General features: G+C 42.5%; 20 protein-coding genes. 14 read left to right on the top strand and 6 right to left on the bottom strand.

The window, feature by feature from the left end; translation table 11 throughout:
* Nucleotides 1-88 precede the first annotated feature (88 nt).
* The 4 genes from atpD (at nt 89) to AC13CC_RS02305 (ending at nt 5,957) form a co-directional block, all read left to right on the top strand.
* The gene (gene atpD / locus AC13CC_RS02290; RefSeq protein WP_293165804.1) at nt 89-1,597 is read left to right on the top strand and encodes a F0F1 ATP synthase subunit beta; all 1,509 of its coding nucleotides are present in this window, start codon (nt 89-91) and stop codon (nt 1,595-1,597) included.
* An 87-nt stretch (nt 1,598-1,684) separates the two neighbouring features.
* Nucleotides 1,685-1,963: a F0F1 ATP synthase subunit delta/epsilon gene (locus AC13CC_RS02295; protein ID WP_482877841.1), complete on the top strand. Its 279-nt coding sequence runs from the start codon at nt 1,685-1,687 to the stop codon at nt 1,961-1,963.
* Between the two features lie 260 nt (nt 1,964-2,223).
* Entirely contained in the window at nt 2,224-3,582 is a 1,359-nt protein-coding gene (gene radA / locus AC13CC_RS02300; protein ID WP_482877842.1) for a DNA repair protein RadA, read from the top strand.
* A gap of 218 nt (nt 3,583-3,800) precedes the next feature.
* Nucleotides 3,801-5,957 carry an outer membrane protein assembly factor BamB family protein gene (locus AC13CC_RS02305; RefSeq protein WP_482877843.1) on the top strand — a complete coding sequence of 719 codons (2,157 nt, stop codon included), beginning with the start codon at nt 3,801-3,803 and terminating at the stop codon, nt 5,955-5,957.
* 1 nt (nt 5,958) lies between these two features.
* On the opposite strand, the gene AC13CC_RS02310 is transcribed toward AC13CC_RS02305, so the two are convergent.
* Both AC13CC_RS02310 and AC13CC_RS02315 read right to left on the bottom strand, forming a co-directional pair.
* A complete protein-coding gene (locus AC13CC_RS02310; RefSeq protein ID WP_482877844.1) occupies nt 5,959-6,999 on the bottom strand; it encodes an aldo/keto reductase in 1,041 nt (346 codons plus the stop codon).
* 60 nt (nt 7,000-7,059) lie between these two features.
* Nucleotides 7,060-7,824: an exodeoxyribonuclease III gene (locus AC13CC_RS02315; protein ID WP_293165813.1), complete on the bottom strand. Its 765-nt coding sequence runs from the start codon at nt 7,822-7,824 to the stop codon at nt 7,060-7,062.
* A gap of 135 nt (nt 7,825-7,959) precedes the next feature.
* On the opposite strand from AC13CC_RS02315, the gene AC13CC_RS02320 reads away from it, so the two are divergent.
* The 7 genes from AC13CC_RS02320 to AC13CC_RS02350 all read left to right on the top strand — a co-directional run bounded on the left by AC13CC_RS02320 (nt 7,960) and on the right by AC13CC_RS02350 (nt 14,521).
* Nucleotides 7,960-8,523: a cysteine hydrolase family protein gene (locus AC13CC_RS02320; RefSeq protein ID WP_482877845.1), complete on the top strand. Its 564-nt coding sequence runs from the start codon at nt 7,960-7,962 to the stop codon at nt 8,521-8,523.
* Entirely contained in the window at nt 8,520-10,688 is a 2,169-nt protein-coding gene (locus AC13CC_RS02325) for a TonB-dependent receptor family protein (RefSeq protein ID WP_482877846.1), read from the top strand. The genes AC13CC_RS02320 and AC13CC_RS02325 overlap by 4 nt, the downstream gene beginning before the upstream one ends.
* Before the next feature lie 10 nt (nt 10,689-10,698).
* Nucleotides 10,699-11,184: a GyrI-like domain-containing protein gene (locus tag AC13CC_RS02330; protein WP_482877847.1), complete on the top strand. Its 486-nt coding sequence runs from the start codon at nt 10,699-10,701 to the stop codon at nt 11,182-11,184.
* Between the two features lie 81 nt (nt 11,185-11,265).
* Complete coding sequence (locus tag AC13CC_RS02335; RefSeq protein WP_326277404.1) at nt 11,266-11,520, top strand: autorepressor SdpR family transcription factor; 255 nt, start codon at nt 11,266-11,268, stop codon at nt 11,518-11,520.
* A 3-nt stretch (nt 11,521-11,523) separates the two neighbouring features.
* On the top strand, nt 11,524-12,165 hold the full coding sequence (locus AC13CC_RS02340; RefSeq protein ID WP_326277403.1) for an SdpI family protein: 642 nt from the start codon (nt 11,524-11,526) through the stop codon (nt 12,163-12,165).
* Between the two features lie 68 nt (nt 12,166-12,233).
* On the top strand, nt 12,234-12,749 hold the full coding sequence (locus tag AC13CC_RS02345) for a DUF3124 domain-containing protein (RefSeq protein WP_482877848.1): 516 nt from the start codon (nt 12,234-12,236) through the stop codon (nt 12,747-12,749).
* Between the two features lie 104 nt (nt 12,750-12,853).
* Entirely contained in the window at nt 12,854-14,521 is a 1,668-nt protein-coding gene (locus tag AC13CC_RS02350; RefSeq protein WP_482877849.1) for a formate--tetrahydrofolate ligase, read from the top strand.
* 3 nt (nt 14,522-14,524) lie between these two features.
* Here AC13CC_RS02350 and AC13CC_RS02355 read toward each other — a convergent pair whose 3' ends face one another.
* On the bottom strand, nt 14,525-16,066 hold the full coding sequence (locus AC13CC_RS02355; protein WP_326277400.1) for a glycine--tRNA ligase: 1,542 nt from the start codon (nt 16,064-16,066) through the stop codon (nt 14,525-14,527).
* A 36-nt stretch (nt 16,067-16,102) separates the two neighbouring features.
* Nucleotides 16,103-16,999, bottom strand: coding sequence for a hypothetical protein (locus tag AC13CC_RS02360; RefSeq protein WP_326277399.1), 897 nt, complete (start codon nt 16,997-16,999; stop codon nt 16,103-16,105).
* Between the two features lie 49 nt (nt 17,000-17,048).
* Between AC13CC_RS02360 and AC13CC_RS02365 the strand changes: the two genes are divergently transcribed.
* The 3 genes from AC13CC_RS02365 (at nt 17,049) to AC13CC_RS02375 (ending at nt 19,427) form a co-directional block, all read left to right on the top strand.
* Nucleotides 17,049-17,276, top strand: a complete 228-nt coding sequence (locus tag AC13CC_RS02365; protein WP_482877850.1) for a hypothetical protein — start codon at nt 17,049-17,051, stop codon at nt 17,274-17,276.
* A gap of 178 nt (nt 17,277-17,454) precedes the next feature.
* Nucleotides 17,455-17,742 (top strand): ComF family protein, encoded by a 288-nt coding sequence (locus tag AC13CC_RS02370; RefSeq protein ID WP_482877852.1) that lies wholly within the window; start codon nt 17,455-17,457, stop codon nt 17,740-17,742.
* An 86-nt stretch (nt 17,743-17,828) separates the two neighbouring features.
* Complete coding sequence (locus AC13CC_RS02375; RefSeq protein WP_482877853.1) at nt 17,829-19,427, top strand: Ig-like domain-containing protein; 1,599 nt, start codon at nt 17,829-17,831, stop codon at nt 19,425-19,427.
* Here AC13CC_RS02375 and AC13CC_RS02380 read toward each other — a convergent pair.
* Both AC13CC_RS02380 and AC13CC_RS02385 read right to left on the bottom strand, forming a co-directional pair.
* The gene (locus AC13CC_RS02380; protein WP_326277394.1) at nt 19,411-20,187 is read right to left on the bottom strand and encodes a nitrilase family protein; all 777 of its coding nucleotides are present in this window, start codon (nt 20,185-20,187) and stop codon (nt 19,411-19,413) included. The two genes, AC13CC_RS02375 and AC13CC_RS02380, sit on opposite strands and share 17 nt — an antisense overlap.
* Nucleotides 20,188-20,664, bottom strand: a complete 477-nt coding sequence (locus AC13CC_RS02385) for an ankyrin repeat domain-containing protein (RefSeq protein WP_293165839.1) — start codon at nt 20,662-20,664, stop codon at nt 20,188-20,190. It lies immediately after the preceding gene.
* Between the last annotated feature and the right edge of the window lie 21 nt (nt 20,665-20,685).

Genomic DNA, 20,685 nt, shown 5'->3' on the forward strand with positions numbered 1-20,685 from the left:
GTTTCTGAATAAAAATGTAAAAGCATATCTTTGCAGCCGAAAAAATAGCGGTCATTTTCCGCGTATTCAATTATAAATAAACATACTAATGTCTAAAGTAACAGGTAAGGTTGCCCAAATTATAGGCCCGGTCATTGATGTTGAGTTTGAATCAGGGGTGGAAATCCCAAGAATTTATGACTCACTTGAAATAGCAAAAGCTGATGGCTCAAGATTGGTTCTCGAAGTACAATCACACATTGGTGAGAATACCGTAAGAACCATCTCTATGGACTCTACCGATGGTTTGAGCAGAGGTGTAGAGGTAGTAGCTACCGGAAATCCAATTCAAATGCCAATTGGCGAAGATGTTTACGGACGTCTTTTCAATGTAATCGGTGATGCCATCGATGGTTTGGAAGAACTGCCTAAAACTGGAGACAACGGACTTCCAATTCACCGTGAAGCACCAAAATTTGAAGACCTTTCTACTTCTACAGAAGTACTTTTTACAGGTATTAAAGTAATCGACCTTATCGAACCTTATGCAAAAGGTGGTAAGATTGGATTGTTTGGTGGTGCCGGGGTTGGTAAAACCGTATTGATTCAGGAGTTGATCAACAACATTGCAAAAGGCCACGGTGGTTTATCCGTGTTCGCAGGTGTTGGAGAGCGTACTCGTGAAGGAAACGATTTGCTACGTGAGATGTTGGAGTCCGGCATTATAAAATACGGGGACGATTTCTTGCACTCCATGGAAGAAGGAGGATGGGATTTGTCCAAGGTAGACAAAAGCGCCATGAAAGAATCCAAGGCAACCTTTGTGTTCGGTCAGATGAACGAACCACCGGGAGCACGTGCTCGTGTGGCATTGTCTGGATTGACCATTGCAGAATATTTCCGTGATGGATCGGGAGAAGGACAAGGTAAAGACGTTCTTTTCTTCGTAGATAATATTTTCCGTTTTACCCAAGCAGGTTCCGAGGTATCGGCACTTTTAGGTCGTATGCCATCCGCGGTAGGTTACCAACCAACATTGGCCACAGAAATGGGTGCCATGCAGGAAAGGATTACATCAACAAAAAGAGGTTCCATTACATCGGTACAGGCGGTTTACGTTCCTGCGGATGACTTGACGGATCCGGCACCGGCAACAACATTTGCCCACTTGGATGCCACTACCGTACTTTCACGTAAAATTGCCGAGTTGGGGATTTATCCTGCTGTAGATCCATTGGACTCCACTTCAAGGATTTTGACCCCTGAAATTTTGGGTAAAGAGCATTACGACTGTGCACAACGTGTAAAAGAGTTGTTGCAACGCTATAAAGAGCTTCAAGATATTATTGCCATCTTGGGTATGGAGGAACTTTCTGAAGAAGATAAATTGGCCGTAGGTAGAGCAAGACGTGTACAGCGTTTCTTGTCACAGCCATTCCACGTAGCGGAACAGTTTACTGGTATTCCTGGTGTATTGGTGGACATTAAAGAGACCATCAAAGGATTTAACATGATTATGGACGGGAAACTAGATCACCTGCCAGAATCTGCCTTTAACCTTAAAGGTACCATCGAGGAAGCCATAGAGGCTGGAGAGAAAATGTTGGCGGAAGCATAGTGTCATTCCTGCGGAAGCAGGAATCCCATTGTTAATTAAGTCAAAGTTTAAAAGATTCCCGTTTCCACGGGAATTACAAGAGAAAATATGTATTTAGAAATAGTATCACCCGAAGCTACCTTATTCTCAGGCGATGTAACTGCGGTTACCGTTCCTGGTATAAATGGCGAGTTCCAAATGCTGGAGAACCACGCACCTGTGGTTTCTTTGTTGCAAAAGGGAAACGTAAAAGTAAAGGGCAACATCACTATAGATGAAGCCTTTGCCGATAAGTTTTCAAAAGGAAAAAATGGAGAAACTGTTTTGGCAATCTCAAGCGGTACTGTTGAGATGAAGGACAATAAAGTAATTGTTCTGGCCGATTAAAAAATAAATTCTTGGTTAACCTGAAATAGGTTGACAGATTAATGGACTTTAGATTAATCCTGTGGAGCTAGCTCCACAGGATTTTTTGTTGCTATAAAGTTAGGTGTTATCATATTCAGTGCTGACAAAATAAAACCACATTTAAAACCCAGTGTTATAAAGCATTTTTTGGTCAGGTAGGTCTTTATTTGGTTTCGGTTAACTTGCACAAATCGGATAAGGTTCAAAAATCCATATCTTAGACATCTCATTTATTTTTAATGGCCAAAACCAAAACAGCATTTTTTTGTCAAAACTGTGGAACCCAATTCCCAAAATGGATTGGGCAATGTTCCTCTTGCAAAGAGTGGAACACAATTGTGGAAGAAGTGGTCCAAAAAGAGGATAAAAAAAGTTGGAAGACCGACAAGGTCGCCAAACAGGCCAACAAACCCCTTAAGGTTTCCGAAATCACGCAAGAAAAAGAACTCCGGTTGGATACCAAAGACCAAGAGTTCAACCGCGTTTTGGGAGGTGGATTGGTACCAGGTTCGCTTACTTTACTGGGAGGAGAACCTGGTATTGGAAAAAGTACCTTGTTGCTTCAAATTGCGTTAAAACTGCCCTACAAAATTCTATATGTTTCAGGGGAAGAAAGTCAACGGCAAATTAAAATGCGAGCCGACCGCATTCAACCCAAGAGCGAAAATTGCTACATTCTTACCGAGACCAAAACCCAAAACATTTTTCAGCAAATATCCACCATTGAGCCCGATTTGGTCATTATAGATTCCATTCAAACACTGCACACCGATTATATCGAATCCGCAGCTGGAAGCATTTCACAAATCCGTGAAAGCACTGCCGAACTCATCAAATTTGCGAAAGAGAGCCATACCCCTGTTATTTTGGTAGGTCATATCACCAAGGATGGTACTATTGCAGGTCCCAAGATTTTGGAGCACATGGTCGATACCGTTCTCCAATTTGAAGGTGATCGCAATTACGTGTATCGTATCCTTCGTTCCCTCAAAAACCGATTTGGTTCCACAGCCGAACTGGGTATTTACGAAATGCAAGGAAGTGGTTTACGCGAAGTGAACAATCCATCCGAAGTATTGATCTCCAAAAATGAGGAAGACCTGAGCGGTACTGCTATTGCGGCAACTGTTGAAGGTATGCGACCTTTGCTTATTGAAATACAGGCTTTGGTGAGCACCGCCGTTTACGGAACACCACAACGATCCGCAACAGGTTTCAATGCCAAAAGGTTGAACATGCTTTTGGCCGTTTTGGAGAAACGAGCGGGTTTTAAACTAGCAGCCAAGGATGTTTTTTTAAATATTACCGGTGGAATCTCCGTGGACGACCCAGCCATTGATTTGGCCGTAATGGCCGCTATTTTATCCAGTAACTCCGATATTCCCATTGAAAAAGGCACTTGTTTTGCAGCGGAAGTAGGACTTGCTGGTGAAATTAGACCCGTGCAACGGGTGGACCAACGCATTCTTGAAGCGGAGAAATTAGGCTTCTCTACCATATTTGTCTCCAAAAACAACAAAATCGGCCTAAAAAGAACGGGGATACGGGTACAAAAAGTATCCAAGATTGAAGATGTGGTCGCTCATCTATTCGGATAATCTTTCTTTTTGATGGTTTATTTCTATATTTAAAAAATCCGATTGTCCGAAATCAATCATGCAAACAAAAAGTTGTCAGGTCGAGACTTCATTGCCATGACGTTGAGCCTAATAACCCCCCGACTTAAGTTTGTCTTGAGTGGAGTCAGAAGGCTCAACGAGACAAGGTATTATGATTGATTGCGAATATTCGATTAAAAAAAACTTTCAAACCGCACATGAAAAGATTTTACCCTCTACTTTGCTTAGCCCTATTGGCTTCCTGTTCCGAACCAAAACCAGACACAGCCAACAAAACCTATTTCACCACTTGGGAACATTATTTGGGAGACCCCGAACGAACGCATTTCTCCAATCTTGATCAAATCAACACCTCCAATGTAAATCAATTAAAACTCGCTTGGAGCTATAAAAGCGGAGGACTGAAAGAAGGAAGAACAACACAGATACAGACTAGCCCCTTAATGGTGGAAGATGTACTTTATGGGGTAAATGCCGCCATTGAGTTGTTCGCAATCAACGCAAAAACAGGAACAGAAATCTGGAAATTTTCACCAAAAACCAAGGATGAATCAGGTTTGGGACTCAATCGTGGACTAAATTATTGGAAATCGGATGGCAAAGCACCCGGTCGTATCTTTTTCTCCTCCGGATCAAAACTGTACGCCATCAATATTGAAACAGGCAAGCCCATTACCGATTTTGGCAACGACGGCAGCATTGACCTCCGTGACGGCTTGGGCAGAGACCCCAATAAGTTGTCCGTAGTATCCAATACCCCTGGAGCCGTTTTTCAGAACATACTCATTCAAGGTACTCGTGTGGGCGAAGGACCCGGCTCTTCACCAGGACACATACGGGCATACGATGTACTCACAGGTAAAATTTTATGGACTTTCCACACCATTCCCCAACCAGGAGAATTTGGTTACAACACCTGGCCTGCCGAAGCCTATAAAAAAGTTGGCGGTGCCAACAGCTGGCCGGGCATGGCCTTGGACAAGGAGCAGGGCATTGTTTATATTCCTACGGGTTCGGCCGCTTTTGACTGGTATGGTGGCGACCGCGAAGGATCCAACCTTTTTGCCAATTCCCTGTTGGCGCTAAATGCCACTACTGGGGAACGTATTTGGCATTTTCAAATGGTGCACCACGATATTTGGGACAGAGACTTGCCCGCACCGCCCAACTTGGTGGATATTGTTAGGGACGGACAAACCATTCCTGCGGTAGCACAAGTAACCAAAAGTGGGCACATATTTGTGTTCAACCGAATAACTGGGGAGCCTCTCTTCCCTATCGAGGAAAAGGCCTATCCAAGTTCCACACTGCTTGGTGAAAAAGCGTTCGAAACTCAACCCCTACCCTTAAAACCAGCTCCTTTTGCCCGTCAAATTTTAACAGAAGACGATTTATACGCACCGAACAGAACTGCTTTTGTTGATGATTTGGTTCAAGGGAATGAAACCAAGGATAATCCAACTGTGTTGGAAAAATTCAACTCCATTACATCACAAGGGCAATTTATACCGATGGATACTACGGGAGTGATTTTATTCCCAGGTGCCGACGGTGGCGCCGAATGGGGCGGAGCAGCGCTCGACCCCAGAGATGGTGTGATGTACGTTAACGCCAATGAAATGGCTTGGATCATTAAAATGAAAGAAATTGGTAGTGATGGAGAAGGTTCCAGCGTGGGGCAAAGTTTGGCACAAATTCACTGTGCCAGATGCCATGGTGGCAATTTACAGGGTTTAAACGGAATTCCTGAGCTCCAAAATGTGAAGTTGCGATTGAAATCCGATTCCATAAAAACCATTATCCAAAAAGGCCGCGGTGCCATGCCGGGGATGCCCAATCTTTCCGAGGAGGAAACCAATGCCATTACCGAGTTTGTTATGGGTATGGAAAAAGCGAAAGACCATAGGGTAGAAAAGTTAACAGTGGATGTTCCCTATTCCGTGGCCAGTTTTGCCAGATTTAAGGACGATAGGGGTTATCCTGTGATAAAACCTCCATGGGGCACCTTGAATGCCATCGACCTTAATTCAGGGGAATATCTGTGGTCGGTACCTTTGGGGCATGAAGAAAGTTTGGAAGACCCCAATGTTCCCGTTTCTGGACTTGAAAACTATGGAGGTCCAGTGGTCACCAAAGGTGGAGTGCTCTTTATTGCGGCCACCAAGGATGAAAAAATCCGTGCCTTTAATATGAAAACCGGCAAACAACTTTGGGAAGACCAGCTTCCTTCCGGTGGCTATGCCACACCCATTACCTATCAAGTCGATGGGAAACAATACGTCGTGATTTCCTGTGGAGGAGGCAAAATGGGTACCCCTTCGGGTGATGAATACCGTGCTTATGCTTTAGAATAGTTTATGGTGCGGGATTTGGAATCTCTCTATGGATTTCTTCAATCCCGACCAACACCGCATCGGATAGGTCCACATCTATACTGGCAATGTTCTCCTTGAGTTGTTCCATACTGGTTGCACCAATAATGTTACTGGTAAGGAATGGTCTGGTGTTCACAAAGGCCAAGGCCATTTGTGCCATGCTCATACCGTGTTCACTGGCCAATTGGGCATACTTCTCGGTAGCCTGTACAGCTGTATCGCCGCTATATCTGTTGTAATTCGGAAACAAAGTCACCCTTGCTTTTCTTGGGGGAATTTCGGTCAGGTATTTTCCGCTCAACACTCCAAATCCGAGTGGGGAATAAGCCAACAAACCTATTTGCTCACGCATGGCAACCTCGGATAGCCCAACCTCAAACAATCGGTTCAAGAGATTATATGGGTTTTGAATTGTTAGCATTCTAGGTAAAGACTGGTGCACCTTGCTTTCTTCCAAATAACGCATGGCACCCCAAGGAGTTTCATTGGACAATCCTACATGACGAATCTTGCCTTCGGCAATCAAATCGCGCAATGTTTCCAATACTTGGTGGATATTATCATCCCAAACATCAACCGCATGGGCATTGTAGCCACGTTGTCCGAAATAATTGGTGTTCCGCTCCGGCCAATGGAGCTGGTACAAGTCGATATAATCGGTTTGTAAACGTTTTAAACTGCCTTCAACCGCACTGATAATGGATTCCTTACTGAACCCCGTGCTGCGAATGTGCTTCGCAGCGTGTCCAGGCCCCGCTATTTTAGATGCAAGCACCACTTTGTCCCGATTGCCTGTTTTTTTGAACCAGTTCCCTATAAATTCTTCGGTTACCGCGTACAGCTCTTTCTTTGCCGGAACCGGGTACAGCTCGGCCGTATCAAAAAAGTTCACACCTTGATCTAAGGCGTAGTCCATCTGTTCATACGCCTCATCTTCATTGTTTTGGCGGCCCCAGGTCATGGTTCCCAAACAAATTTTGGATATTCGGATATCGGTATGTGGAATTCTTGTGTATTTCATCTTTTTTGGTTTAGGACAGTTAAAGGTACTGAAACAAAAACTTCGGCCTTTACGCCAATGTTATTTCTCAACTTCCAATAAAATGGGGCAATGGTCGCTATGCTTGGCTTCGGACAAAATCACGGAACGTTTGAGCCTATTTTCCAAGGGTTCTGCAACCATTCCGTAATCCAAACGCCAGCCCTTGTTATTGGCCCGTGCATTGGCCCGGTAACTCCACCACGTGTAATTATCTGGTTCTTTGTTGAAATGTCTAAAACTATCAATAAAACCACTTTCCATAAAATTGCCTATCCATTCCCGCTCCACGGGCAAAAATCCTGATACATTTTTGTTGCGAACGGGATCGTGGATGTCTATTGCCTCATGACAGATATTGTAATCCCCACAAACAATTAGGTTGGGGCGTTCTTTTCGAAGTTCCTCCGAATACTTTTGGAAATCGGCCATGTACGTCAACTTAAAATCCAAACGATCCATATTGGTGCCAGATGGCAAATACATGCTCATTACAGAAAGGTCTCCAAAATCGGCACGGATGTTTCTCCCCTCATGATCCATATAATCTATTCCCGTTCCGAATTCTACGTTATCCGGTTCGTTTTTACATAGTAAAGCCACACCGCTGTATCCTTTTTTCTGTGCACTGAACCAGTAGTGGTAAGGGTAACCGGCTTCTTCAAAAAGATGGGTATCCACTTGCTCTTTCATGGCCTTGGTCTCTTGCAAACAAACTACGTCTGGACCAACGGATGTCAACCACTCCATAAACCCTTTGTTCATTGCCGCCCGGATTCCGTTAACATTGTATGATGCGATTTTCATATTATCAAATTTGTTCAAAAATAGCTATTGTGAACGGCTCCCTAAAATTGAATTTACCAATGGATGTATCGATGGAAAGAATGGACACCTGCTTTCTTGATGTTTTCCCGTATTTTTAGATCAAAATTCATCCTCATGACCGCACTTGTTCTAATAGATACCCAACTTGGGCTTCAAGAAACAACATTTTATGGTATGGAGCGGAACAATCCCGAAGCTGAAGCAAATTGTGGCAGACTACTCAAACACTTCAGAAAAAAACATTTGCCCATTTTTCATATAAAGCACAATTCGACCAACCTTAGTTCACCCTTGCACCCCAATAAAATGGGAAACGAATTCCACCCAGCGGTTCAACCTATGATCAACGAACCTGTGTTTGAAAAAACCGTGAACAATGCTTTTATTGGCACTGAATTGGAAATAAGCCTAAAAGCTCAAGATATTACTGACTTGGTGATTGCGGGACTCACCATTGAGCATTGCATTTCCACTTCGGTTCGGATGGCCTCAAACCTTGGTTTTAATGTTATTTTGGTTTCTGATGCCACTGCTGCCTTTGATAAAATTGGGTTTGATGGAAAAAAATATAGTGCAGACATCATTTTTCATTCGGAATTGGCCAACTTAAAAGATGAATTTGCAACAATCAAGAACACCGAGACAGTACTAAACGAACTAGACAAATCATTTCAATGAGTTTTAAAATCAACTACCTTAGGGCAAGCCCAGGAGGTCTTCAAACGAAAAAAATCAATTTATTTCGATGTAGAACGTCGGGGAATAAAACCCTCAATGAGGGATTTAAGGGATTCTCCCTACTTTTCACACTTTTATTTGCACTTCAAATAATAGCACAGGACACCCAAAAAGACTCCATAACACAATTGGATGAAGTTGTCCTTACCCAAGATGCCATTCCTAAAAAAGCTACGGGAATTACATCTTCGTCCAAAATTGCAGGTCAGGCTTTTGAGCGTTTCAATCCCACGGACATCCCTTCTGCCATCAATCAGATTTCGGGTGTTTATATTTTATCGGGAGCCATCAACACCAATCGAATTACGATCCGCGGCATCGGTGCAAGAACACCCTACGGAACCAACAAGCTACGCATGTACTTTAACGGTATTCCCGTTACCAATGGCACTGGCTCCTCCACCATCGAGGCCTACGATTATGAGAATTTAGGTGCCGTAGAGGTTATAAAAGGCCCAAAAGCCACTGCGTATGGTTCCAATCTGGGTGGTGCCATTTTGCTGGACACCAAGGCATCCGTTCAAGACAAGACCCAACTCATTAATTCGTTCGCGATGGGGTCTTACAATATGTTGAAAGACAACTTGACATTTACCCATTCGGAAGACGGTTTTAATCTATCCCTTAGCTACAATCATCTGGAAACCGATGGATACAGACAGAACAGTCAGTTCCGGCGCGATGGTTTACTGCTGAACACCCAGTTCCAAACCGGGCAAAAAAGCAGCATGGCTATTTTGGTAAACTATATCGATTATACAGCGCATATTCCGAGTTCCATTAATCAAACAGATTTTGAGGAGGATCCTACGAGGGCACCATCAAACTGGTTGGAATCAAAGGGTTATGAGGCCAACAACTATATTTTAACGGGTCTGTCACATACCTATCAGTTTTCCGAAAACCTCCAAAATACCACAAGTGTTTTCTATACTTACTTGGACCATTACGAACCTAGACCTTTCGATATTTTGGATGAGTTTACCAATGGATTTGGTGTTCGGAACCGTTTTGCCGGCAATTGGGGCAATGCACAATTCTCCTTTGGTGGCGAGTTCTATAAAGATGAATACCATTGGGGCACTTTTGAAAATCTGTATGAAGAAAATAATGGCAACGGTAGCCTGCAAGGAAGTCAACTAAGCGACAATACAGAGTTTAGGTGGCAGTTCAACCTTTTCGGGACGCTTACCTATCCTTTAACGACAAAATTTTCCGCCCAATTGGGGCTAAACTTGAACAAGACCCATTACGATTTTAGGGACTTGTTCAACCAAGGAGAGACCAACGCTTCTGCAGAACGTGATTTTGATGCCATTTTGCTACCAAATCTGGGGATCAACTACCAATTAAAAAATGCAAAAATCTATGCGAACATCAGTAGGGGCTTTTCCAATCCCAGTTTGGAAGAAACACTTACTCCAGAAGGAGTCATCAACCCGGGCATTGCCCAAGAAACGGGAATAAACTATGAACTTGGAAGTGAGTTGTCGCTATTTGAGAAAAGGCTTTCGGCGAACATCAGCCTGTACCGAATGAACGTGAAAAACCTGTTGGTGGCCCAACGTATTGGAGAGGACCAATATATTGGCAGAAATGCCGGGAAAACCCGTCACCAAGGGTTGGAACTGGACTTGCAATACCGAGAAAAACTATCACGGTCGGTTACCTTTTCCCCATATCTCAGCTATACATTGAACGACCATAGTTTTGTGGATTTTGTCGACGGTGACAACGATTATTCGGGCAATCCGCTCACTGGGGTGCCAAAACATCGATTAAGTTCGGGTATCGATTTAAGGCATTCAAACGGGTTGTTGCTTAATCTGACCCATCAGTATGTGGACGAAATTCCCTTAACGGATGCCAATTCCATAAACAGCGATTCCTTTAACGTGTTCCATGCCAAGTTGGGCTTCCGTACCTCACTTTCGTCGCATATCAGTTTAGGTCTAAGTGCGGGAATCAACAATATTTTTGACAGTAGTTATGCCCAATCCGTATTGATCAATGCAGTTGGTTTTGGAGGCGCACAGCCCAGATATTATTATCCAGGAAATGCACGCAATTATTTTGGGGGTATGCAATTAAATTATGTTTTTTAAAATTTGATCAATGACACCAAAAATAGAAACCCTACCTCCTACTAAATTAATTGGCAAAAAACTGAGTACATCTTTCGCTGATGATAAAACTTTTGATCTTTGGACTAGCTTTTCACCAAGGAAAAGGGAGGTCAAAAACTCCATTAATAATGACCTTTATTCGGTAGAAATTTATCCCGACACGTCCTTTTTTAAAAATTTTGACCCTACCCAGGCATTTGAAAAATGGGCCGCCATTGCCGTATCCGATTTTGAACAAATTCCCGACCAAATGGAAAGCCTAGCATTGCCCAAAGGCCTATATGCAGTTTTTCCATACAAAGGAAAACCGAGCCATGCCATGGAAACCTTCAAGTATATTTATTCAGAATGGTTACCCCTTTCGGAATATGAAATGGACAGCAGGCCCTACTTTGCACTAATGGGCGATAAATACAAAGGAGAGCACCCCGAATCCGAAGAGGAGTTTTGGGTGCCTATAAAAGTCAAACAGTAAGCAATATTGGGTGCTAGAACACAACTATTTTGAAATTTCAATTAACATTTAGATATTTGCCTAAACAACTAAATATAAAAAATGAATTCCCTGTTCAAGGCCCTGAATGATGAAACACGTAGAGAGATTGTAGAACTACTCAAAGAAAAGGATATGAATGCGGGAGAGATTGCCGAGCGGTTTCAAATTTCGAAACCAAGTATTTCCCACCATTTGGATATATTAAAACAAGCCAATCTGGTCACTAGTGAAAAAAAAGGACAGTTTGTGGAATATTCACTTAGCACCTCCATTTTAGAAGATTTGCTTAACTGGATACTAACCCTTAAAAAATAAATTATGAAGCTTAAAAAAGAATTGCCGCTCATCGGAATTGTATTGCTGCCCTTTCTCTACTTAACCTACGTTTGGAAGCAGTTGCCCAGTGAAGTTCCCTTGCACTGGAATATAAAGGGGGAGGTGGACCGCTACGGCGATAGATCGGAACTTATCCTTATCCCTATTTTAACTTCTTTGTTGATCTACGTGATATTTTTGGCGGCACCCTACATCGACCCGAAAAAACAAATCCAAAAAATGGGCAAGAAATATGATACCTTAAAATGGATTATCACCACTTTTATGTCGGTTTTGGCATTGTTTATCATATACACTGCAAAAAATCAATCCATTGCCAATCCCAATTATATTTTGTTGTTATGCGGAATCCTTTTCATCATATTTGGCAACTATTTCAAAACAATCAAAGCCAATTATTTTATAGGTATCCGAACGCCTTGGACCTTGGAAAATGAAAGTGTTTGGAAAGAAACCCACAAATTGGGAGGCAAAATCTGGTTCGCAGGCGGTTTGCTTGTCATTCTATCCAGCCTAATTTTTAATGAACAGACCAATTTTATCATTTTTATGACCATCATCGCTGTAATGGTCTTGGTTCCTGTAGTATATTCTTATCTGTTATTCAGAAAGCAAAAAGACTAATTCATCAAATAAAAAGCTTTGAATAGGTTTGTGAGTAATCCGTATCTTAGTTACCAATTGCAAATCATATGACACGAAATTATATTTCTTTCCTGTTTTTGCTCCTGATTTTTTCCTGCACTGAAAAAAACAAGAAAGAAGTGAGTTCCATCGACTCTGTAAACTGGAGCAATCGCACGGCTCATATCTCCGAGCGGGATTCCTTGATGAAAGGTATTTCGTATCTCTCCGTGTATTCCGAGATTTATAGTGAAACCGAACACCGCACCCACGCCCTTACCAGTACCATAAGTATGCGAAATACCAACCTAAGAGATACCATCTACATCCACAAAGCGGAATATTTTGATACCAAGGGCAATCCCATCAGAACTTATTTTGATGAGCCCATCTACATAAAACCGATGGAAACCGTTGAAATTGTGATTGATGAGAAGGACAAGTCAGGAGGAACAGGTGCCAACTTCCTTTTTAATTGGTCCATAAAACCAACTTCCCACGAGCCTTATTTTGAAGGGGTCATGATTTCCACTTCGGGACAACAAGGTTTGTCTTTCACCACCGAAGGTAGAAGAGTCGAATAGTCCTCTCGAACCCACAAATATCATAGTTTTACTCCCTCGATTATGTATCTTGTATAGCAATTAGGGGAAGGATACATGCTTTCCTTGCGCATAAAAACTAAACTATGAACGATTTACTAATCGCCAAAGGTGTTTCTTTGAAACACATATCCACCATTGCAGAAAAATTTGGAATCGACCCAGAGCACATTGAAATGTTCGGGAAATACAAGGCCAAACTTCCTCTTAAGGCCATTAACCGAGATAAAGCCAAAAACAGTAATTTAATTTTGGTATCGGCCATTTCCCCAACCCCAGCTGGCGAGGGAAAAACTACCATGTCCATAGGCCTTTCCGAGGGATTGAACCGTTTGGGCAAAAAAACAACCGTGGTATTGCGGGAACCATCGCTAGGTCCCGTTTTTGGAATTAAAGGAGGTGCCACTGGTGGTGGTTATTCGCAAGTGTTGCCCATGGAGGACATCAACCTGCACTTTACGGGCGATTTTGCCGCCATTGAAAAGGCACACAATCTTTTATCGGCCATTATTGACAACAATATTCAGAATAAAACCAATTCTTTACGATTGGATCCCAGAACCATTGGCTGGAAACGCGTAATGGATATGAACGACCGTTCCCTGCGCCACATCATAGTGGGGCTTGGTGGTACCACTTCGGGCGTGCCAAGGGAAACCGGATTTGATATTACCGCTGCCTCCGAGATCATGGCCATTCTCTGCTTGGCCGAAAGCCTAAGCGACCTAAAAAAGCGATTGGGCAACATTTTTGTTGGGTACACTTTTGACAGAAAACCTATCTACGCTAAAGATTTGAAGGCCGAAGGCGCTATGGCCGCCTTGTTGAAGGATGCCATAAAACCCAATTTGGTACAGACCATAGAGGGAAACCCCGCCATTATTCACGGTGGGCCTTTTGCCAATATAGCACAAGGAACCAACTCTGTACTGGCTACTTTCATGGGAATGTCCCATTCTGATTACACCGTTACAGAAGCTGGATTTGGATTTGACTTAGGGGCCGAAAAATTCTTCGACATCAAATGTAAAAGTGCTGGTTTAAAGCCCAAGGCCGTTGTGCTTACCACAACTATTCGGGCATTAAAATATCATGGGGGCGCAGATTTAAAATCGTTGACCGAACCCAACGTAGAGGCCTTGAAAAAAGGGCTTCCGAATTTGGAGAAGCATTTGGAAAACATCGCTAAATTCAACGTTGTTCCCGTAATTGCCATCAATAAATTTGTTACAGACACGGATGAAGAAATTGCGGTAATCAAGGCATTAGCAGTATCAAAAGGTGTTCGAGTAGCCGTTGCCAATGTTTGGGAGAAGGGTGGTGAAGGTTCGGAAGAATTGGCTAAATCCGTAATTGAGATTGTGGAATCCAAAGCCTCCGATTTCCAACCACTTTATGATTGGAAATCAACAGTAAAAGACAAAATAGCCACTATTGCCACCGAAATTTATGGTGCGGAATACGTGGACTACACCGCCAAAGCCAAAGCTGATTTAAGAAAAATCGCAGACCTTGGTTTAGAGCAACTGCCCGTTTGCATTGCCAAAACCCAAAAGTCATTATCGGACAATCCTAAATTATTGGGCAGGCCCAAAGATTTTATCATCACCGTGCGAGAAATAGAAATTGCCGTTGGGGCAGGTTTCCTTATTCCGATAACGGGCAACATTATGCGTATGCCAGGGTTGCCAACACATCCATCATCCGAAGGTATCGACATTAATGATGCCGGGGAGATTACCGGATTGTTCTAAGCCTTAGATTTTCTGTAACCAATAACGCATATCCACTTCTTTGGAGATGATTTCCTTCACCTCTGAAAGCTTTACACGTTTTTGGTCCATGGTATCCCTATGGCGGATGGTTACCGTATCGTCTTCCAATGTTTGATGGTCCACCGTAACGCAGAAAGGTGTTCCCGCAGCATCTTGACGGCGGTAACGGCGCCCTACGGCATCTTTTTCATCATAATCCACATTGAAATCCCATTTCAGTTCGTCCACCAATTTTTGAGCGACTTCGGGAAGTCCATCACGCTTCAACAATGGTAAAACCGCCACTTTGTTCGGTGCAAGTACGGCCGGAATCTTAAGTACGGTACGCGTAGTGCCATTTTCCAACTCTTCTTCTTGCAAAGAGTTAGAGAAAACAGCCAAGAACATACGATCTAATCCAATGGAAGTTTCCAACACGTAGGGCGTGTAGCTCTTATTCTCTTCGTGGTCGAAATACTGTAGTTTCTTGCCCGAGTATTCCTCATGCTTGCCCAAATCAAAATCGGTACGGGAATGGATTCCCTCCAGTTCTTTGAAACCAAACGGAAACCTAAACTCGATATCTGAAGCTGCATCAGCATAGTGCGCCAATTTTTCGTGGTCATGGAAACGGTAGTTGTCAACTCCCATTCCCAAAGAAAGGTGCCATTTCATCCGTTTCTCTTTCCACGCCTCGTACCACTCCAATTGGGTGCCTGGTTTTATAAAGAATTGCATCTCCATCTGTTCAAATTCTCTCATACGAAAGATAAACTGACGGGCAACGATCTCGTTACGGAAAGCTTTTCCTGTTTGGGCAATCCCAAAAGGAATCTTCATTCGTCCAGTTTTCTGTACGTTCAAAAAGTTGACGAATATCCCTTGAGCGGTCTCAGGACGAAGGTAGAGGTCCATGGCACTATCGGCAGAAGCCCCCAATTTGGTTCCGAACATTAGGTTGAACTGCTTTACATCGGTCCAATTTTTTGATCCTGAAAGCGGACAGGCAATCTCCAATTCCTCGATCAAGGCTTTTACATCGGCCAAGTCTTCATTTTCGAGGGATTTTCCCATACGTTTTAAAATGGAATCAGCCTTTGCTTGATAATCCAAAACACGCTGGTTGGTAGCAAGGAATTGTTCCTTGTCAAAGCTATCGCCAAACCGTTTGGCTGCCTTTTTCACCTCTTTCTCGATCTTGGCCTCGATCTTGGTCACATAATCCTCGATCAAAACATCGGCGCGGTATCTTTTTTTGGAATCCTTGTTATCGATTAAAGGGTCGTTAAAGGCATCTACGTGGCCAGAGGCCTTCCATGTGGTGGGATGCATAAATATCGCCGCATCGATGCCCACAATGTTCTCATTGAGCTGCACCATCGCCTTCCACCAATATTCGCGAATGTTTTTCTTTAGCTCGGCACCATTCTGTCCGTAGTCATAAACTGCACTGAGTCCGTCATAAATCTCACTGGATTGGAACACATACCCGTATTCCTTTGCATGGGAGATAACCTTCTTAAAAATGTCTTCCTGATTTGCCATTGGGCAAAAATAGAATTTTACCCAAAAAGAAGTATGTTATTTCAGCTGAAATTCAGTGGAAGCCAACAATCTTTCATCTTCAAAGACATTTAGGGTATAAATTCCCTCTGCCAACGACCCTTCGGGTACGGTTATGGCATCACAAATACTGATCTCCTTTCCGGTGTAGACAATCTCAACTTTTTTGCTGTATGTATTCCCGCTAACGGAAATAGTGTTGGCGTTGTCTTCGATAATGGCCATATTGGGATCCAAAAACTGAAGGTATAGCACTTTTATGTCCCCTTTGGTGTTAGGGTCGCTCAATATGGTAACGCATCCTCTCAATTTTTCGATCACAGAAGCTTTATTGGTTTTTATGGGTCTGCCAGCCCTTAACCTAAAACCACTGCCTTCGGCATCTTGTAGTTTTAAATAGCTTTTAATTTTGAGTTCCTTGGCAAGTTCCTTATTGGTCTCGCGAAGCAAAGATTCCGTTTGTTGCATATTATTGGCCCTGCCCCGTAGTTCTTCCAACCGCTTCAAGGTCTCGTCGTACTTGCTTGCCAGTAAACTATTGTTGTACCTAAGAAAGTTGTTTTTGAGCTTCAGGCTGTCAAAACGCAACTCCAATTTACGAAGTTCCTTTCTGGTTTCCTTTAATTTGGTAATACTGAAGTTTAATCTGCCGACGGAGTCCAAAAGTTGCTGCACCCTAAACCGGGAGGTTTGCAACTCGATTTCGTTTACCTCATTTAATCCCGATAAACGGTCGACCTCTGCCCTCATCAATGTTAAATCCTTTACCAAAAGTGATTTTTCCTCCTCCAAATAGATCATTTGGTTTTTGGATTGGGCGTAGCTGTAATAAAAGGCAATAAGAATCCCCACAATTACCGCGGCCATAGCGGCAAAAATAATTTTGTAGTTGAAATTGTTATCTTGGGAGTTCATGGGGTTGACAGACTACTCTAAAAATGTATAAGATTTGACACCAAAAAGGTTGGCTAAGATAATAAACGAGATTAACAACATCCTATTGCCAAGGGTATGTTTTGGATGTAATGCGCAATTATTCAGGGATGAACATGTTTTGTGTACCGTTTGTCGACATGATGTGCCACTCACCGATTATAACTATCTGGAAGAAAATGCCGTGGACCGTATATTTTATGGTAGAATTCCCATAAAAAAGCTGCATCGTTCGTTTTCTTCTCCAAAAATGGCCTGATAAAAAATTTATTGTCTTGGCTCAAATACAAAAACCAAGAACAGATCGGAGGCTTTTTTGGGGATTGGTGCGGTGCCCAATTAAAAGAAAGTGGTCAACTCGGCCATATTGATGCAGTAGTACCGGTTCCTTTGCATCCCAAAAAGCTGAAAAGCGGGGCTACAATCAAGTAGCTTTATTGGCACGTACAATTGCGAAAAATTTAGGTGCTGAATATTGTGATGAACGGTTGATAAAAGTGAAGAACATAAAAACCCCGACCAAAAAAGGCCGACAAAGTCGCTGGGAAGGCTCTAAAGATGCCTTTGACCTCAATGCATCATACAACGGGAAATTTAAGCATGTGCTTTTGGTGGACGATGTCATCACTACCGGGGCAACCATTGAGCCTTGTGCACAAACACTTCTCCAACAAAAAAACATAGCAGCTTCCGTATTGAGTATGGCCCTGGTGCCGGAGGGTTAAATTTTATTAATGCGTTGTCCCGTTTTTCAAATTAGTTGTTTCTTTGTTCTTCATTGGTTTTAGGCATGGTGTACTTAAAAAAACTGTTGGGACTTCTTTTTTTCGCCTTTATGGCTCTTGCTATGTGGCAATGTGCCAAACGAGGTTCCCCTAGCGGTGGCCCAAAAGATATTACTCCCCCAAAACTGGTACGAAGCGAACCTGAAAACTTCACCACTAATTTTAAGGCAACAAAAATACGGCTCTATTTTGATGAGCTGATCAAGTTGGAGGACGTGCAGGACCAGTTGGTGGTTTCCCCACCCTTTAAGAACCCTGCCACCATAACCCCAATGGGCGCTCCGAGCAAGTATATTGAGGTCGTTATAAAAGACACGCTTAGGGAGAACACTACCTACACCATAAATTTTGGACAAAGTATTGTGGACAACAATGAGGGGAATCCCAATAGCTTTTTGAGCTACGTATTCTCTACTGGAGATTATTTGGACTCCCTGTCGTTATCTGGTGCTGTAAAAGATGCCGTGAACAGAAAAGCGGACGAGTTTATTAGCGTGATGCTTTACGAAATGGACAGCACCTATACAGATTCTACCATTTACAAAGAGCCCCCGTTGTATATTACAAATACTGGAGATAGCGTTCCCTTTTTTGAATTGAGGAACCTAAAAGGTGGAAAATATGCCTTATTTGGCTTAAAGGATGTGAACAAGAACAACATGTTCGATCAAGGGCAAGATAAAATCGGTTTTATAGCCGACACGATTACAATTCCAACAGATTCCATTTACTTATTGAATCTATTTCGAGAGCAGCCAAATTATAAACCTTCTGTGCCCAGTTTGGTGGCCAACAACAAAATTATATTTGGGTATCAAGGGGATTACAGGGATTTGGACATTGAAACTTTGACTCCAATGCCCGATTCCGTAAAGACCACTATTTTGAAGGAACGGAACAAGGACACCCTAAATTATTGGATGACCCCGACCGATATGGATTCCATTATATTCACGGTCAGGAATGACAAAGCCCAGATTGTTGACACTTTTACAGTGAAAATGCGCGAACTTCCTATGGATTCCTTAAAACTATCTGCCTCCGTTAGCGGAAAATTTAATTTTGAGGACACCTTAAGTATTTTGGCCAATACGCCTATTGCAGCATTGGACACCAATCATATTTCGCTAAAAGTAAGCGATTCCATTCCCGCATCGTACTCCTATGTGTTGGACAGTTTGAACAACAAAATTGATTTCGATTTTGAGGTGGAGCCGAATCAAAAATATACTTTTTCGTTTTTGCCTGGGGCTATTACCGATTTCTTTGGAATTAAGAACGATACGTTGGCCTACAATTTATCTACAGGCAGTTTTGCAGATTATGGCAATCTAAGAATGATTTTAGGTGGCGATGTTACCTATCCTGTGATTGTGCAGCTGACCAACGAAAAAGGAGAAGTTCAGCGAGAGATTGTTGCTGCCGAGTCACAATTCTTCGAATTCAACTACTTGGATCCGGGCAACTATGTAGCCCGCGTCATATTGGATAAAAATGGAAATGGCAAGTTGGATACCGGTAGCTTTCTCGAAAAAAGACAGCCCGAAGAAATAAGCTACTATCCCGGTATTATCGAGATCAGGGCCAACTGGGAAAAGGAAGAAACCTTTATCCTATCAAATTAAAACTATCCCTATCTTCTAAAAACCTTAATTTTTTTCTTGTATTTTCTATGTGTGCTTTATCCAATGTGGCATATAGTATCTCTTCTGCTTCAGAATAGACCATAGGTTCCCCGAGCACATCATACACGGCGGAATGTCCAGGGTATTCAAAATCCGCCCCATCCGTTCCTATACGGTTAACACCAATACAATAGGCCATGTTTTCTACAGCTCTTGCTTTTAACAGGGTATCCCAAGCATTGATTCTTTTCTTGGGCCAATTGGCCACATAAATCAATACATCGTAATCTTCAGTATTTCTGGACCACACAGGAAACCGAAGATCATAACAAATCATAGGGCAGATGCTAAACCCTTTGTATTCGAAAATCAGTTTTTCTTTTCCTGCCTCATATACTTCATCCTCACCAGCTAGTGTAAAGGTGTGTTTTTTATCGTAAATCTCAAGAGTTCCAACTGGCGGAACAAAATACAAGCGATTAAAAAATTTGCCGTTTTCTAGAAAAATAATACTACCGACCATGGCCACATTATATTGTTGGGCCATTCGCTTCATCCATTCTACCGTGCCATCTCCTTCAGATTGGGCAATGTTTTTTGGTTTCATGGTAAAGCCGGTAGTGAACATTTCTGGCAGTACGATCAAATCCACATAATCGGGAATGGTATCAATCTTATCCTCGAACATTTTCCTGTTTTTTACTGGGTCTTCCCAGTATAAATTGGACTGAATTAAGGCAATGTTCAAAGTTGTGGACATCTAGTATTTTTTTAAAATTTCTTCCATTTCGCTATTTCCTTGTTCCAAAACAAGGTCCATGGCTGTTTTCCCCTTGGCGTCTTTTACGGTGGTATTTGCCCCATGCTTTAGAAGAAGTTCTGCTATACTTTTGCGGTTAAATGTTACGGCATAAATAAGGCAAGTTGCCCCCATGGCGTTTTTTTGGCTGATATTAGCTCCAGCTTTTATTAATTTTTCGGCAATGCTTGTAAACCCTTTGAAACATACACCCATAAGAGCTGAATTTCCAGAACTATCCAAAGCATTCACTTGGGCACCTTTGTCCAACAAAAAATCAACTATATCCTCGTGCCCATAATAAGCTGCCAATATAAGTGGTGTAGAGCCTCTTTGATCTTTAGCTTCCAAAAAAACAGGCTTCTTCCGTATTAGGTTTTGTACGGCTTCTAAATTACCGTTTCGTATTTGGTTAAAGAGTTCTTCCTTGTTGTTCATTGTTATACAGAAAGTTATAAA

It is taken from the genome of Flagellimonas sp. L-11, from assembly GCF_056857735.1.

What these genes read in the sequence shown, in the direction of transcription:
- atpD (WP_293165804.1), top strand. Translation starts at nt 89, where the DNA reads ATGTCTAAAGTAACAGGTAAGGTTGCCCAAATTATAGGCCCGGTCATT.
- AC13CC_RS02295 (WP_482877841.1), top strand. Translation starts at nt 1,685, where the DNA reads ATGTATTTAGAAATAGTATCACCCGAAGCTACCTTATTCTCAGGCGAT.
- radA (WP_482877842.1), top strand. Translation starts at nt 2,224, where the DNA reads ATGGCCAAAACCAAAACAGCATTTTTTTGTCAAAACTGTGGAACCCAA.
- AC13CC_RS02305 (WP_482877843.1), top strand. Translation starts at nt 3,801, where the DNA reads ATGAAAAGATTTTACCCTCTACTTTGCTTAGCCCTATTGGCTTCCTGT.
- AC13CC_RS02310 (WP_482877844.1), bottom strand. Translation starts at nt 6,999, where the DNA reads ATGAAATACACAAGAATTCCACATACCGATATCCGAATATCCAAAATT.
- AC13CC_RS02315 (WP_293165813.1), bottom strand. Translation starts at nt 7,824, where the DNA reads ATGAAAATCGCATCATACAATGTTAACGGAATCCGGGCGGCAATGAAC.
- AC13CC_RS02320 (WP_482877845.1), top strand. Translation starts at nt 7,960, where the DNA reads ATGACCGCACTTGTTCTAATAGATACCCAACTTGGGCTTCAAGAAACA.
- AC13CC_RS02325 (WP_482877846.1), top strand. Translation starts at nt 8,520, where the DNA reads ATGAGTTTTAAAATCAACTACCTTAGGGCAAGCCCAGGAGGTCTTCAA.
- AC13CC_RS02330 (WP_482877847.1), top strand. Translation starts at nt 10,699, where the DNA reads ATGACACCAAAAATAGAAACCCTACCTCCTACTAAATTAATTGGCAAA.
- AC13CC_RS02335 (WP_326277404.1), top strand. Translation starts at nt 11,266, where the DNA reads ATGAATTCCCTGTTCAAGGCCCTGAATGATGAAACACGTAGAGAGATT.
- AC13CC_RS02340 (WP_326277403.1), top strand. Translation starts at nt 11,524, where the DNA reads ATGAAGCTTAAAAAAGAATTGCCGCTCATCGGAATTGTATTGCTGCCC.
- AC13CC_RS02345 (WP_482877848.1), top strand. Translation starts at nt 12,234, where the DNA reads ATGACACGAAATTATATTTCTTTCCTGTTTTTGCTCCTGATTTTTTCC.
- AC13CC_RS02350 (WP_482877849.1), top strand. Translation starts at nt 12,854, where the DNA reads ATGAACGATTTACTAATCGCCAAAGGTGTTTCTTTGAAACACATATCC.
- AC13CC_RS02355 (WP_326277400.1), bottom strand. Translation starts at nt 16,066, where the DNA reads ATGGCAAATCAGGAAGACATTTTTAAGAAGGTTATCTCCCATGCAAAG.
- AC13CC_RS02360 (WP_326277399.1), bottom strand. Translation starts at nt 16,999, where the DNA reads ATGAACTCCCAAGATAACAATTTCAACTACAAAATTATTTTTGCCGCT.
- AC13CC_RS02380 (WP_326277394.1), bottom strand. Translation starts at nt 20,187, where the DNA reads ATGTCCACAACTTTGAACATTGCCTTAATTCAGTCCAATTTATACTGG.
- AC13CC_RS02385 (WP_293165839.1), bottom strand. Translation starts at nt 20,664, where the DNA reads ATGAACAACAAGGAAGAACTCTTTAACCAAATACGAAACGGTAATTTA.